Origin of the sequence: Martelella limonii, from assembly GCF_013344475.1 — a bacterium.
Lineage (GTDB): Bacteria > Pseudomonadota > Alphaproteobacteria > Rhizobiales > Rhizobiaceae > Martelella > Martelella limonii.
This window is the reverse complement of record NZ_JABUOU010000006.1, coordinates 1-13,225: the sequence shown is the minus strand read 5'-3', so window position 1 is coordinate 13,225 and position 13,225 is coordinate 1. Positions and strand designations below refer to the sequence as shown.

Genomic DNA, 13,225 nt, shown 5'->3' with positions numbered 1-13,225 from the left:
GGTGTGGAGCGGAGCGCCGGTCATATCATCCGGTTGCCCTTCTCCGTGGGTTAAAGCGCCCGCATCGGCGTATGTGCCGCCTTCAGTAGCCGAGCAGCAGAACCCAGAGACTGACCGTCACCACGCCGAGAATGGTGGTGAGCGTGATGGTGGAGGCGGCGATGTTGCGGCCGGTGCCGAACTGGTCGGCAAGCAGGAAGGCGTTGACGCCTGCGGGGCAGGAGGCACCCAGCACCAGCCCGGCCATGACCGGCTGCGGCAATCCGAAGAGATGCGACAGCGCATAGACCAGACCCGGCAGCAGCGCGAGCTTGATCACGGTGATGGCCGAAAACAACCCGGCATTGCCGGCGACCTTATATTGCGCAAGCGTCATGCCGATCGACACCAGCGCGACGGGAGCGGCAATGCCTGCGAGCATGGAAATGATCGCAGCGAGCGGCGCGGCAGGCTCCACGCCGGTGAAATTCATGATCCCGCCGATGATCAGTCCGATCACGAGCGGGTTGGTGGCGAGATTGTAGCCGACCGTTGTCGCAAGCTTACCCGGCGCGCTGACGATGCCGCCCTCGCGGGCCTTGGCGCGTTCGGCAAGCACGGTCGCCGTCACCATCAGGACCGGCATATGGATGGCGAGCACCACGGAGATGGCTACCAGCGCCCTGTCGCCGGCGACATGGCTGATCAGCGGAACGCCAAGCAGCGCCAGGTTCGAGAACGTGCCGGACAGCCCGATGACCACCGCCGACAGCCTGTCGCGCCGGAAGCCGAACCGCGCTGTCAGCGATGCGACGATCCAGGCGATCGCAATGCTGGAGAAATAGACCGCCCATATGCTCAAGGGGTCCGTGCCGGTGAAATCGGCATTGGCGATGGTGCGCATCAACAGGACCGGCAGGCCGACCCTGTAGACGAAGGCCGAGAGCACGCCCGCATGGTTTTCCGGAAGATAGCGCGTCTTCACGGCGATCCAGCCGATCAGGATGAGGGCGAAGATCGGGATGACGCTGTCGAATATCTGCTGCATGTCGGGCTTTCAGGCGGGCGGCCGCAGGGGCCGTTTAAGTCTGAAACTGTGCCCCCGGAAAGCCGCTGTCAAGCCCGGCCGCTCAACCCTTCAGCGCTGCTGCCGGTGGCTGGCGATAGGCGATCAGCGCGGGGAGGGCGGAGAGAATGGCTGCAGCCAGCACCAGCCCGGCCGCCGATCCGATATCTGCTGCGGTGAAGCCGACGGGCAGCGAAACCCCGCGCTCTGCCGTGATCGCGCGCGCGATCGCCGCTGCTGCAGCATAGCCCGCCGCATAGCCAAGCGCGATGCCGAGGGCGACGAGCAGGAACAGCTCACCCCAGACGATGGCGAAGACCGAAGCACGCGGCGCGCCGAAAGCACGCAGCGCCCCGATTTCGCGCCGGCGCTGGGATACATGGATGACGGTCACCAGAAGCAGGGCGGCGGCAACCAGCGCCTGGGCGCCGATGGCGATGGCGCTCAGCACCTGGCGTGCATCGCCAAGGGTGGCGTATAGTTTTGTCAGCACCTCTGCCGGGAAGACGGCAAGCGTATCATCGCCCCGGTATTCCTGGCGCAGGCGATAGGCATCGGCAATGGCGTTCGGTTTGACGAGAATGGCCGGCAGGCCGGGCGTTTCGCCCTTGTGCCAGTCCTCGTCGATCGGGGTTGCGGGATCAAGATGATGGTCTTCACCCTCTTCCGCAGCACCGTGTTCGTGTGCCTCCTCATGCTCATGCTCATGCTCATGCTCTGATGCATGCGCGTGGTCGTCCGCGTCATCATGCCCATGACCGGCTTCGCCGTGCGCGTCGTGATCGCCGTCTTCATGGGCCTCAAGGCCGTGGATCTTCCAGACCGCCTCGATCGGCACGAAGATCGCGCGGTCCCAGGGCGTGCCGGTCTTCTCGGCCTTGCCGGTCACCGTATAGGCAAGCTCGCCATGGGTATGGCCGCCGGTCTCGACGGTGCCATGGAGCGGCTTGATCGTGTCGCCGATCTGAAGGGCCACGGCGGACCCGATCACGGCGTCGCCGAGATGGGAAAAGTTCATGCCCTCGCTGAAGCCCGGCGTGGTTTCGGTAATCAGCTGCGACGTGGTGCCGACGATCGGATAGCCATCGTAGGAATCGCCGAAGCCGATCGGGGCCGCCCATTTGACGCGCGGATCGTCCTGAAGGGCCGGGAGGATATCGCCGTCCATCAGCGGCAGATCGGCTGCCTGAAGAAAGACCGAGGAGAGCACCAGCTGGGTCTCGCTGCCCGGTGCGCCGATGACGAGATCGAATTTCTCCGACGCCCGGGCACTGCCGAGCCGGAGCGCGCGCTCTTCGAGCGTGACGGCAACGCCGAGCGCTGTTGCCAGCATGATCAGGATCACGATGACGATGGAGCCGGCCCAGAGCCGTCTGAGATCGGAAAGGATAAAGCGCAGCATCCGGTCAGCCCTTGTTCTCGTCGGTGGAAATGGTGCCGGAAATCAGCGTGATTTCGCGCGAAAGCGGTTCCACCAGCCGGCGGTCATGGGAAACGACGATCAGCGTCGTGTCTTCGGCAAGCTCCAGCAGCAGCCGGCCGACGGTTTCGCCGGAGGCGGCATCGAGGCTCGCTGTGGGCTCGTCGGCGACGATGATTGCAGGCTTGCGCAACAGCGCGCGGGCAACGGCGACGCGCTGCATCTCGCCGCGCGACATGGTGCCGGTCTTCTGGTCGTGGCGCGAAAGGCCGACGCGATCGAGCAGGTCGTGGGCGCGGCGGATGCGCTCCTCGCCGGCAGCGCGCGCGAGGCGGGCGGGGAGCAGCACGTTTTCGGCTGCGGAGAGTGCCGGAAACAGATGAAAATCCTGCATCACCAGGCCGATATTCTCACCCCGGAAGCGGTCGCGGCCGGTCTCGGAGAGCGCGGCGAGATCGGTATCGCCCCACCGGACGTGTCCGCCTGAAAGGCGCTCGAGGCCAGTGATGATGTTGACGAGCGTGCTCTTGCCGGAGCCGGACGGGCCGGTGACGGCAACGCGCTCGCCCGCCCGGATCTCAAGCCGCGGGATCGTCAGCACCGCGCCGTCGACACCGTCATAGGTGACGGCGACATCTTCGATGAGGAGAGGCAGCATCGTCTGGCCTTCTGAAATGGAGAGGATTAAGCGTCAGACCGCGCGGTAGCGCGCATCGCGCAGCCTGAGCTGGCTGACGAAGCCGGTTTCCGGGTCGGTCCAGGAGCCATGCTCGAGCGTGCCGGTCACCTCGATCATCTGGTTCGGCTGGGTAAAGGTCTGCTTGCGGTCGAGATAGACAACCATGATGTTGTCCGGCCAGTCGGCATCGCTCGAACAGAACGGGCAGAGCGCCATCGGGATTTCTGAGAGCACGAAGAACTGCGCCTCCGCCTTCAGCGGCGGGGCCATGAAACCGCGGATCGAGACGCTCTTGCCGGTCAGCTCCTTGACCTTGTCGGAGAATTTCAGACCGAGCGGGCTGTAGCTGCCGTAAAGGCCGTCGAATGTCAGCTGGTCGGCAGCGAATGCAGGGCGCAAGGGCAGAAAAGCGGCAAGACCGCAGGCGGCGGCAAACAGGCTGCGGCGGTTCAGGAGGGGCGCTGTCATGGTCGCGGTTCCTTTTGGTCGAATTCGAAGGGGCGCCGTCCTCGGGTGCCGATCGCACGCCCGATCGGAGAGGACCGGGCGTTGCCGCCCGGTCCCTTATAGCACTTACTACTTCTGGGTGGTGCCGAGCGCGAAGGCATCGGCCAGCACGCCGTAGACGTCGGACTGTTCCATATAGCCCTTGAACTGATCGGCGTTCGGGCCACTGGCCTGCAGCACGACGTCGTCGACGGCATGGACGCCGGTCGAGGCGTTGTGCGGCAGGTTGCCGGTGCGCAGAACGGCGCCGGGAACATCCTTGTAGGCTTCGTTGGCAACATAGTTGCCGTTCTCGTCCTTGATCGCCGGATCGAACGGACCATCCATCTTCGGACGGAAGGTTTCATAGTAATCCGGGAAGTTGTTGGAGAACATGGCGAGGCGGCGGGAGACATCGATCTTGTCCGGGTAGCCGTCGCCGTTCTCGTCGGTGTAGTTCGGGAAGCCGGCATCGTCATAGGTGCCGACCTTGTCGCGCATTTCTTCCGCGTCGATCTCGTCGTCGATCGTGCCGACGATCGACATGCCGTGGGTATGGTCGCCGGTGACGACAACGAGCGTGTCCGGATGGGACCTGGCGAAGTCCATGGCAACGCCGACGGCCTGGTCATATTCGATCATGTCGATGGCGGCGCGGTCCCAGTCGAGCGGATGCGACATCTTGTCGACATTGGCCGCTTCGACCATCAGGAAGAAGCCGTCTTCATTTTCGGACAGGCGGTCGATGGCGGTCTTGGTCATGGCGACCAGGCCCGGCTGGTTCGGGAACTTCTCGACGGTGCCCTTCTTCAGGAAGTCGCGGTCGAGCGTCGAATCCATGTTGCCGGTGTGGAACAGGCCAAGCAGCTTGGTGTTCTTGTCGGCGGCATCCATCTCGTCGGCGGTCGTGGCAACGGTGTAGCCGGCGTCCTCGAACATGGCGATGTAGTCATTGTCGTCCTTGCGCTTGGAACCGGCAATGTCGGACTTCAGGAAGTAGGCCGAGCCGCCGCCGAGGATGACTTCCGGCTTGACGTCGTAGAACATGCCGACGATCTCGGCCTTGTCGCCGCGCAGGCGGGTATGGGCGACAACGGCGGCAGGCGTCGCGTCTTCGATTTCAGCCGTGGACACGACGCCGATTGCCTTGCCGGTCTGGCGGCGCAGCGCCTCGGCAATGGTTTCGACCTTCGGGTCGTCCAGGCTGTCGGGCGTGCGGTCGGCATAGACGCCGAGCGCGTTCACGCGGGTCTTGTGGCCGGTCATGTAGGCGGACATGGTGTTGGCGGAGTCGGTCGCGATCGAATGGGTCGACGACGTGCCGATCGTTGCCATGTTGTCGAGGTCATCCATGTTGAGGCGGCCGTCGGCCTTGCCCTCGGTCATGCCCTTGGACATGATGCGGGCAGCGGTGCGGTGGCCCATCGACAACCCGTCGGCAACGAAGAAGATCACGTTCTTGGCCTTGGGGGTTTCGGCGGTGCCGTAAACCGTCCAGGTGACTGATTTTTCCTCGGCATCGCCGGCCTTGACGTCGACGGTGTAATCGCCGGCATCGGCAATGGCGAGATCGCGCAGGATCAGGGCCGAGCCGAGGCTTTCGCCGTCTTCACCCTTTTCGTCGGCAACGAAATCGGCTTCGTGGCCGAACACATCTGCATAAGGCTTGCCGTTGACGGTGACATCGACATCACCGGCATCATAGACCGCGTCGAGCTCGACCTTGAAGTCGAACGGCGACGAGGCAAGGATGGTTGCCCGGTCGAGCGGGTAGATCGTTGCAGCGTTGGCCGTGCCGGCAAGGCAGGTGGCGGCGGCGAGAAGAGCGAGGCGAGCGCGCATGGGAACCTCTTTGAAAGAGTGTTGGAAAGACTGTGCGGTTCCGCGATAGTCCTGCAGCGTAACATTTGCGTGACGCTTTTGCTGCGCTTTTGTGAAGCTCAGCTGCGGTTGCGCCTGCCCCTTGGCTTCAGATAGCGCCGCCGCTTCCGGCGCTTGATCGAATAATGCAGCACCCGGGTGATGTACCAGAACAGCACGATCGAGATCACGCCCGCCACCAGGAAGCCGGTGGCATTGCCGGCGACATGGGCGACGGCGATGATATTGCGCGAGAAGATGAAGCCGAGGATGTTGTAGGTCGAAACCCAGATGATCTGGCCGCTGACGGAGGCGAGCGAAAAGGCGCGCCAGCGCATGCCGGCAGCGCCCGCCACCGGATTGATATAGGGACTTATCTGGGCCAGCAGCCAGCGGGTGAAGAAGATCGCGAGAACGCCGCGCCGCTCGAGATAGTCCTCGGCGCGGTCGACCAGGCGCTGGCGTTTGGGTCCGCGCGCGGCGAAACTGGCCACATAGCGGGCGCCGCCCTTGCGCCCGACCCAGTAGCCGATCTGGTCAGACGTGCAGGCGGCGGCAAAGCAGGCTGCGATGGTCGGAAGCATCGGCAGGTCGCCGGAGGCTGCAAGCGAGCCCCCGAACAGCATGATCACAGCGGCCGGCATCGGGATACCGAGACAGCCGAGCATCACGATCATCGCGATCACCGGTATGCCATAGACCGGCACCAGCGACAGGAATTGCTCATTCATCGTCGGCGGCCCGTTCATGCGCATCGAGCGCCCTGGCGATCTGCTCCTCAAGCTCATCCAGCGTCTCGTCGCGGGCCTGCATGATCCGCCAGAGCGGCAGCCGGCGGCTGTTCAGCGGATCAAGTTCCAGCGCTTCTGCGAGTTCGAAGACGGGTATCTTGTGGATCATCGCCACATGGCCGAGCGTCATCCAGCCTCTGAGCTCCAGTTCGCGGTGGGAGAATTTCCAGGAATAGAGCGCGAAAACGGTCTTCAGCGCGAAGGCGAGCGTCAGGATGACGGCCGCCAGAAAGGCGATGGAAATCACGCGGTGGCGGCGCCACAGGGCGCGGACGGGGTTTTTCAGCCGCATCGTCTTCCTTTCCGGTTCCAGTCCCTTCCGTTAGAACTTTGGCGGCGATTGCACAAGCCGCGCGGCGACGACGGCAGCCCCCGGGCGGGGATGGCTCCGGCATCAGATGGCCGCCCCGCGGCTGTCGTTTTTGGGTATCGTGCGCGCGGTCTATCCGCTATGAACCCGGTATTCGAAAGACGACAGGCGATGGAGAGACGCGACATGATCCGCGTGCATAAACAGGATATTCCGGCAGACCATGCGAGCCGCTACACCGGCGCAATCGCGATCGACAGCGAGACGCTGGGCCTGATCCCGCGCCGCGACCGGCTGTGCGTGGTGCAGATCTCGCCGGGCGACGGCAGCGCCGACCTGATCCAGATCGCGCCGGGCCAGACGGAAGCCCCCAATCTCTGCGCCATGCTGGCCGATCCCGCCCGCCAGAAGATCTTCCATTTCGGCCGGTTCGATATCGCCGTGCTCTACCACACCTTCGGCGTGACCACGACCAACGTGTTCTGTACCAAGATCGCCTCGCGGCTGACCCGCACCTATACCGACCGGCACGGGCTGAAGGACAATCTGCGCGAAATGCTCGATGTCGACGTTTCCAAGGCGCAGCAATCCTCCGACTGGGCGGCTGAGGAGCTTTCCGAGGCACAATTGCAATATGCGGCGTCGGACGTTCTCTATCTTCACCGCCTGCGCGACAAGCTGATGGAAAGGCTGATCCGCGACGGACGCATGGAGCTTGCGAGCGCCTGTTTCGAATTCCTGCCGACCCGCGCCAAGCTCGACCTTCTCGGCTGGGAAGAGACCGACATCTTCGCGCATAGCTGAGGTGCGCCCGCCCAGATCTCCGCGTCATCCTCGGGCTTGACCCGAGGATCCATCCACGTTGGTCGCGAGCGGAGGTGGCGTTCTGGCAGGCAATTTCACCACGACGAAGGTTCACCTGAATGCCGGTCGCGGAGAGAATCGCCTGGATCCTCGGGTCAAGCCCGAGGATGACCCCCGGAAGGGCTGAGGGCGTTTCGAAAGGCCGATTTTGGTAAGCCTGACGGTATTGGATTTATGGCCTCGCCGTCGTCGGCTTCAGTGACGGTTTTGGCCTGCCCGGCCGCCATTTCGTCCTGTTGCATATATGCAACAAAATTGTTCCAAGCCCTCTTTAAACCATCCGATTTCGCACCCATATCAACTCCAGGCGGCCAGACGGTCGTCCAGGGAACTCGCCTCGCATGAGGGGGTTTATCTTGATCATCGCATCGTCGCTTTCAAAGGGCGGTTCGAGGAATGGAGAGATTGATATGAATTTCGAAAAATATTCAGAGCGTGTTCGCGGCTTTCTCCAGTCGGCGCAGACCTATGCGCTGGGTGAAGGCCATCAGCAGTTCGACGCCGAGCACATCCTCAAGGTTCTGCTCGACGACAGCGAAGGCATGGCCGCATCGCTGATCACACGCGCCGGCGGCGATCCCGCCAAGGCCCGGCTTGCCAATGATGCAGCGCTTGCCAAACTGCCGAAGGTGACCGGCGGCAATGGCCAGATCTATCTCGCCCAGCCGCTCGCCAAGGTCTTCAACACTGCCGAAGAGGCCGCCAAGAAGGCCGGTGACAGTTTCGTCACCGTTGAGCGCCTTCTTCTGGCGCTCGTCATCGAAAAGAGCGCTTCGACCGCGAAGACGCTTGCCGGCGCCGGCGTGACGCCGAACGGGCTGAACGCTGCCATCAACGAAATCCGAAAAGGTCGCACCGCCGACAGCGCCAGCGCCGAACAGGCCTATGACGCGCTGAAGAAATATGCGCGCGACCTGACGGCGGATGCCCGCGACGGCAAGCTCGATCCCGTCATCGGACGCGACGATGAAATCCGCCGCACGATCCAGGTTCTGTCGCGCCGCACCAAGAACAATCCCGTGCTCATCGGCGAGCCCGGCGTCGGCAAGACCGCGATCACCGAGGGCCTGGCGCTCCGGATCGTCAATGGCGACGTGCCGGAAAGCCTCAAGGACAAGAAGCTGATGTCGCTCGACATGGGCGCGCTGATTGCGGGTGCGAAATATCGCGGCGAGTTCGAGGAGCGTCTGAAGGCGGTTCTGAACGAGGTGCAGGCGGAAGCCGGCCAGATCATCCTGTTCATCGACGAGATGCACACGCTGGTGGGCGCGGGCAAGGCCGATGGCGCGATGGATGCCTCGAACCTTCTGAAGCCGGCCCTTGCGCGCGGCGAGCTGCACTGCGTCGGCGCGACCACGCTCGATGAATACCGCAAGCATGTGGAAAAGGATGCCGCTCTTGCCCGTCGTTTCCAGCCGGTCATGGTGGCCGAGCCGACGGTCGAGGACACGATCTCGATCCTGCGCGGGCTGAAGGAAAAATACGAGCAGCACCATCAGGTGCGCATCGCCGACAGCGCGCTGGTGGCCGCCGCCACGCTTTCGAACCGCTACATCACCGACAGGTTCCTGCCGGACAAGGCGATCGACCTGATGGACGAGGCCGCAAGCCGCGTGCGCATGCAGGTGGATTCCAAGCCCGAAGAGCTTGACGAGCTAGACCGGCGGATCATCCAGCTCAAGATCGAGCGGGAAGCGCTGAAGAAGGAAACCGACACGGCCTCCAAGGACCGTCTGGCGAAACTCGAAAGCGAACTCACCTCGCTCGAGGAAGAGGCAGATGCGCTGACGGCGCGCTGGCAGTCGGAAAAGAACAAGCTCAACCGGGCAGCCGATCTCAAGAAACAGCTTGAGAGCGCCCGCAACGAGCTTGCCATCGCCCAGCGCGGCGGCGAGTTCCAGAAGGCGGGCGAGCTCGCCTATGGCACGATCCCGCAGCTCGAAAAGGAGCTTGTCGAGGCCGAGAGCGAAGACAACACCGTAACGGATTCGATCCTGCAGGAGGTCGTGACCCCGGACAATATTGCCCAGGTCGTCTCCCGCTGGACCGGGATCCCGGTCGACAAGATGCTGGAAGGCGAGCGCGACAAGCTGCTTCGCATGGAAGATGAGCTTGCCCGATGGGTCGTCGGCCAGGGCGAGGCGGTTCAGGCCGTATCGCGCTCGGTCCGCCGTGCCCGTGCCGGCCTGCAGGATCCGAACCGGCCGATCGGCTCGTTCATCTTCTTGGGTCCCACCGGCGTCGGCAAGACCGAGCTGACCAAGTCGCTGGCCCGGTTCCTGTTCGACGACGAGACCGCGATGGTGCGCATGGACATGTCGGAATTCATGGAGAAGCACTCCGTGGCCCGGCTGATCGGGGCGCCTCCCGGCTATGTCGGCTACGACGAGGGTGGCGTGCTGACCGAAGCGGTTCGCCGCCGGCCCTATCAGGTGATCCTGTTCGACGAGATCGAAAAGGCGCATCCGGATGTGTTCAACGTGCTGCTGCAGGTGCTCGATGACGGGCGTCTGACCGACGGCCAGGGCCGCACGGTCGACTTCCGCAACACGATCATCATCATGACCTCGAACCTGGGCGCGGAATTCCTGACCCAGCTCGGCGATCATGAGGACAGCGAGGCAGCGCGTGATCAGGTCATGGCCGTGGTTCGGGCATCGTTCCGACCGGAATTCCTGAACCGAGTCGACGATATCATCCTGTTCCACCGGCTGCGCCGGGACGATATGGGCAAGATCGTCGACATCCAGCTCGGCCGTCTCGAGAGGCTGCTGGCCGAACGCAAGATCGAGCTGGATCTGACGCCGGAAGCCCGCAACTGGCTCGCCGAGAAGGGCTATGATCCCGCCTATGGCGCGCGCCCCCTGAAGCGCGTGATCCAGACGGCCGTGCAGGATCCGCTGGCCGAAAAGCTGCTCGGCGGCGAGATCGCCGATGGTGCCCATGTGCGCGTCGACGCCGGTTCCGACCGGCTGGTCTTCGGCACGGGCCGCAAGCTCGATCAGGTTGCCTGATCGGCAGGTCTTGCAAACGACATGTCAAACGACAGGAGCCCGCCGTTTCCCGGCGGGCTTCTCAGACTGCAGATAAAGCCACCACGTCTGAGATTTCCACGCACGCCAATCTCACCCCGGGGATCATGCTCGGACTTGATCCAGGCGGCTCAAGTGAGTGACTTTCCCAAATTTTAACAGGGTGACTGACCTTGCTGCCTGGATCCTCGGGTCAAGCCCGAGGATGACGCCGGGTGTGAGAGGTGTGAGGACAGGTTTGTCAGAAAGCAAAGGCCTGCCGATTGATTGTCGGCGGGCCTTTTTCACGTCGCGGCTTTGGAAAAGCCGTTCCCTATTGCGAGGCTGACGCGACCTGGCCACCGTCGTTGCCAAGAAGGGAATCGATGCGCGCACGTTCGGATTCGAAGCGGGCGAGGTTGTCGCCCGAAAGCGCTTCGGAATTCGGGAAGCGGATCTTCATCGGGTTGACCTTGGTGCCGTTGACGATCACCTCGTAATGGAGATGCGCGCCCGTGACCAGGCCGGTGGCGCCCACATAGCCGATCAGCTGGCCCTGCTTGATGCGCGCACCCGGCTTGACGCCCGGGGCGATCTTGCTCTGGTGATTGTAGGACGTCTCGTAGCCATTGGCGTGGCGAATGATGGTCTGGTTGCCATAGCCGCTCGACCAGCCGGCCTTTTCCACGATCCCGTCGCCGGCCGCAATGATCGGCGTACCGGTGGGCGCAGCCCAGTCAACGCCGGGATGCATGCGGGCATATTTCAGCACGGGGTGGCGGCGCATGCCGAAGCCCGAGGTGAACCGGCCCTTGGGGACCGGATTGCGCAGCAGGAAGCGGCGAATGCTCTTGCCGTCCTTGTCGTAGAAATCCACCGCGCCGGTTTCCGGATCGCGGAAGCGGTAAAGCTGGATCTTCTCCCCGCCGATTTCCGCGTCGATGTAAAACAGCTCGGAATCCTCCGACGCGCCGCCGTCCGGCGTGGCGTCGGAGAAGAACAGCTCGAGGGAATCGTCCGGGGACGCCTGCGACTGCAGGTCGACCTTGCTCGCCAGCAGATTGATCAGCTGCGACGACATCTGTTCCGTCAGGTCATAGCTGAGCATGGCCCGGTAGATGCCGTCATAGATGCGCACCGATTTCTGGTTCGAGCCGAGCAGAAGATCGGTGTCGTCGGCAGAAGCGTTGGCCACCGCATCGCTCATGGCCGGGGGCGTGCCCTTGACGAACCGTCCCTTGTCGTTCAGCGCCATGGTCATCGCATGCTCGCCATTGCGGTAAAGGCTGAGCCGCACCACGCGCATGTTGCGGCCCATTCGCAACAGCCCGATGCGCAGCGTATCGCCGGCCTGCAGCATGGCGGAGCCGGTGCCTTCCTTGATCAGCCTGCCAAGCTCGGCAGACTGCGGCGGCGGATAGCCGGCCGCCGTCAGCAGGTCGGAGGTATCGACGGCCTGGCGCACCGGCAGGATGTCATCGCTGAAATCGCGCGTGAACACGGATTGCAGCGCGCTGACGGACACATTCTCGTCCACGATCTGCGCAGCAAGGCCCGGCTTGATCGCAAGCAGGGAAGGCTCAGGCTCGAATCGGTCCGGATCGACATAGCTCAGCATCGAGATCTCGCCGACGCTGTCCTGGAGCGATGCCTCGTTGGCGAGGATCGTCGCCTCGATCTCTTCGCTGGTAAGGTCGGCGGCGTAAGGGGCATCCGGGCGCGTCATTGGAAAGGCGATCGAGCGGATCTCCACTTCGCCCTGAACGTCGGTGTCATAGATGATATCAGCCGCGCGCGCTGCCGGCGCGGGCTGATCGCCTGAGGCGAACACCTCATAAGGGTCGAACTTGGGGTAGGAGGGCGTTTCGCCGTAATTGGCGGCAAGGGCCATCTTCACTTCGGAGAACGGCTCGTAGTGGATGACGTCGCTGTCGCCCTGGCGCACGGCGGTCGGCACCTGAAGGATGCGGCGATTGGAGGGCTTGGCGATAACAGCGGTCTGCACCAGACGATCGCCGCGTGCGGCGCTGTCCTCATCGTCAAGGCGATCGATCGCGGTCTTGGCAAAGGCGGAGGCGGGGATCGCAAGGCGCTGGCGCCCGTCAACGGCCGCGGAAAGGGCAATCGCCATCAGGGCGGTGCTCGTCAGACCTGTCAGGCAGACGCCGGCGAGCCACCGCAGCGAGACATCCCGCCTTGCCGGAGGTGTGCGCCCGTCGACGACGATCGGATTTCGCCGGCCAAATGCACGCGCCGGATTATCTTTCACTTTCATGGACCTGCCGTCTCGCGCCGCAATCTCAGTATCTGCCCGTTCCCATGTGCCGAAATTAGGCGAGTGTGTCAAACAACCATCAGGACAATCGGCCCCTTTGAAGGCGCCGTCTGCATTCTCTCTCTTGCCGGTTTTCCCCAACACGGATCTCGATCCGGATGGACGGGCGACTGTCCGGCTTGAACATGGCGGATTGAAGGCGCTGTCATGAAGGCTCCGGATCTACCCGGCTTTTGGGGCGTGATCGACGCGGGAACGAGCAGCCTCGATTCAGCATTCAAAAATAATGTTCAAAATCAATACCATAACAAAAATGTCATTTTTTTCGGAAAACCTTGTTGACGATCGGGAACGGGCGGGTCTATAAGCCGCCTCACCGAACGACGGGGCGGCGCTTCTGCGGGGCTTACGGTTCGAAAAAATCTTCCGACAGGCTGAGATGCTTAGTCAGGCTGAACTTTAGGGATTGGCCGAGCGAGGATTG

10 protein-coding genes are annotated in these 13,225 nt (G+C 63.2%); 2 read left to right on the top strand and 8 right to left on the bottom strand.

Annotated elements, in window-relative coordinates; all coding sequences use genetic code 11:
• Positions 1-82: 82 nt before the first annotated feature.
• The 7 genes from HPQ62_RS13270 to HPQ62_RS13240 all read right to left on the bottom strand — a co-directional run bounded on the left by HPQ62_RS13270 (position 83) and on the right by HPQ62_RS13240 (position 6,573).
• A complete protein-coding gene (locus tag HPQ62_RS13270) occupies positions 83-1,027 on the bottom strand; it encodes an AEC family transporter (protein WP_174803051.1) in 945 nt (314 codons plus the stop codon).
• Between the two features lie 82 nt (positions 1,028-1,109).
• Entirely contained in the window at positions 1,110-2,447 is a 1,338-nt protein-coding gene (locus HPQ62_RS13265) for an FtsX-like permease family protein (protein ID WP_174803050.1), read from the bottom strand.
• A gap of 4 nt (positions 2,448-2,451) precedes the next feature.
• Positions 2,452-3,123, bottom strand: coding sequence for an ABC transporter ATP-binding protein (locus HPQ62_RS13260; RefSeq protein ID WP_174803049.1), 672 nt, complete (start codon positions 3,121-3,123; stop codon positions 2,452-2,454).
• A gap of 33 nt (positions 3,124-3,156) precedes the next feature.
• Positions 3,157-3,612 (bottom strand): hypothetical protein, encoded by a 456-nt coding sequence (locus tag HPQ62_RS13255; protein WP_174803048.1) that lies wholly within the window; start codon positions 3,610-3,612, stop codon positions 3,157-3,159.
• A gap of 108 nt (positions 3,613-3,720) precedes the next feature.
• Positions 3,721-5,472: an alkaline phosphatase gene (locus HPQ62_RS13250; RefSeq protein WP_174803047.1), complete on the bottom strand. Its 1,752-nt coding sequence runs from the start codon at positions 5,470-5,472 to the stop codon at positions 3,721-3,723.
• 98 nt (positions 5,473-5,570) lie between these two features.
• Positions 5,571-6,221: a DedA family protein gene (locus tag HPQ62_RS13245; RefSeq protein WP_174803046.1), complete on the bottom strand. Its 651-nt coding sequence runs from the start codon at positions 6,219-6,221 to the stop codon at positions 5,571-5,573.
• Positions 6,214-6,573 (bottom strand): hypothetical protein, encoded by a 360-nt coding sequence (locus HPQ62_RS13240; RefSeq protein ID WP_174803045.1) that lies wholly within the window; start codon positions 6,571-6,573, stop codon positions 6,214-6,216. The genes HPQ62_RS13245 and HPQ62_RS13240 overlap by 8 nt, the downstream gene beginning before the upstream one ends.
• A gap of 204 nt (positions 6,574-6,777) precedes the next feature.
• Between HPQ62_RS13240 and HPQ62_RS13235 the strand changes: the two genes are divergently transcribed.
• Both HPQ62_RS13235 and clpB read left to right on the top strand, forming a co-directional pair.
• On the top strand, positions 6,778-7,395 hold the full coding sequence (locus HPQ62_RS13235; RefSeq protein WP_174803044.1) for a ribonuclease D: 618 nt from the start codon (positions 6,778-6,780) through the stop codon (positions 7,393-7,395).
• A 470-nt stretch (positions 7,396-7,865) separates the two neighbouring features.
• Entirely contained in the window at positions 7,866-10,469 is a 2,604-nt protein-coding gene (gene clpB, locus HPQ62_RS13230; RefSeq protein ID WP_174803043.1) for an ATP-dependent chaperone ClpB, read from the top strand.
• A gap of 331 nt (positions 10,470-10,800) precedes the next feature.
• On the opposite strand, the gene HPQ62_RS13225 is transcribed toward clpB, so the two are convergent.
• Complete coding sequence (locus HPQ62_RS13225) at positions 10,801-12,741, bottom strand: M23 family metallopeptidase (protein ID WP_174803042.1); 1,941 nt, start codon at positions 12,739-12,741, stop codon at positions 10,801-10,803.
• Positions 12,742-13,225 lie beyond the last annotated feature (484 nt).